The sequence below is a fragment of the Photorhabdus noenieputensis genome (assembly GCF_018448935.1).
Lineage (GTDB): Bacteria > Pseudomonadota > Gammaproteobacteria > Enterobacterales > Enterobacteriaceae > Photorhabdus > Photorhabdus noenieputensis.
Genome location: NZ_RCWC01000132.1, coordinates 1 through 1,063, shown reverse-complemented (window position 1 = coordinate 1,063; position 1,063 = coordinate 1). Strand labels below are relative to the sequence as shown.

Sequence of the window (1,063 nt, the reverse complement as noted above, 5' to 3'; positions counted from 1 at the left end):
AAAGGGAAGCTTCGCGGCGACGTTTGAGCAAACCATGTTCAATTAACTGTTGATGCCAGAGAGGAATAAATTTTTGGCAAAAGTCATCGACGCAGCAGTAAAGTTCTTCTAAATTAAACATGCCTGAGGATCTCCACGATTTTGTTTTCTTTGACAAAAACTTTGATCGTGCCTCAGGCACTTAGTTCCCTTCTTAAGCAAACCTCAGGTTATTTACATCAATGTGTCAGTTTAATACACATATATTATTAAGAGGAATACGAACATGGTTGTAATTCCGGGCCAGCCCGGGAGTTTCAGCAAGTGTATGAAAAGCCTTGTCGATATTCTTGATATATTGATACGCTTTTTCTAGGCCAAATTCTTGATAACTGTATTCAAAAATAGCTTCTAAACCCTGTTCAGCTTTAGGCTTTAGGAAAAATATTTTACTAGACATTATGTGTTTTATTTTTCATACGTGTAAGGAAAGTATTGAGATCCCACGCTACAACTTCACCACTGTTATCACCTTTATCAATTAGCTGACGAAGCGCTTCCAATTTGGACTCAGCTTGTTTTTCCTGTAATAACCGTAATCCTTCCCGAACGACTTCACTATTAGTTTTGTAATAACCTGATTCGACTAGGCTTTCTACAAAACCACGTAATTCTTCGCCGGTATCTACTGTCATTGTACGCGATACCATAATACACCTCATTCAGATAATTAATATTCTATAGTGTAAGACATATTTTTACACTTCGAAAATATTTCGTCACGTAAGACGTTCATTATTAGATTCCATTGGAATAACAGTAACGCAAGTCTATGAACAGAGAACAGAGATTTTAAATTAAAGATATGGCTGTCAGTCAATAGAAATATTTCAGGGAAATGTTATAAATTGAAAATAATAACGTTAATTATGTTTTCCGTGGCGATAATATGGATGTGGCGGATTCGACTAATAAGCGCAATTTTTCAGAAAGGCGGTCAGTTGCTATAGTAGGCATCTTTCCCGCCACAGGAGAATGCGCTATGGCCTATACACAACTGACCGAGACAGAAAGATATCAGATT

General features: G+C 37.0%; 2 protein-coding genes and 1 pseudogene. All 3 read right to left on the bottom strand.

The features are described from left to right. Window positions 1–121, bottom strand: a pseudogene (locus tag EAE91_RS25160) (IS982 family transposase); the annotation flags it as partial. A 105-nt stretch (window positions 122–226) separates the two neighbouring features. Further along, complete coding sequence (locus tag EAE91_RS23500) at window positions 227–439, bottom strand: type II toxin-antitoxin system RelE/ParE family toxin (RefSeq protein ID WP_214090545.1); 213 nt, start codon at window positions 437–439, stop codon at window positions 227–229. Further along, complete coding sequence (locus EAE91_RS23495) at window positions 432–689, bottom strand: type II toxin-antitoxin system ParD family antitoxin (RefSeq protein ID WP_244869024.1); 258 nt, start codon at window positions 687–689, stop codon at window positions 432–434. Before EAE91_RS23495 ends, EAE91_RS23500 begins: the two co-directional genes overlap by 8 nt. Window positions 690–1,063: the final 374 nt, after the last annotated feature.

What these genes read in the sequence shown, in the direction of transcription:
- EAE91_RS23495 (WP_244869024.1), bottom strand. Translation starts at nt 689, where the DNA reads ATGGTATCGCGTACAATGACAGTAGATACCGGCGAAGAATTACGTGGT.
- EAE91_RS23500 (WP_214090545.1), bottom strand. Translation starts at nt 439, where the DNA reads ATGTCTAGTAAAATATTTTTCCTAAAGCCTAAAGCTGAACAGGGTTTA.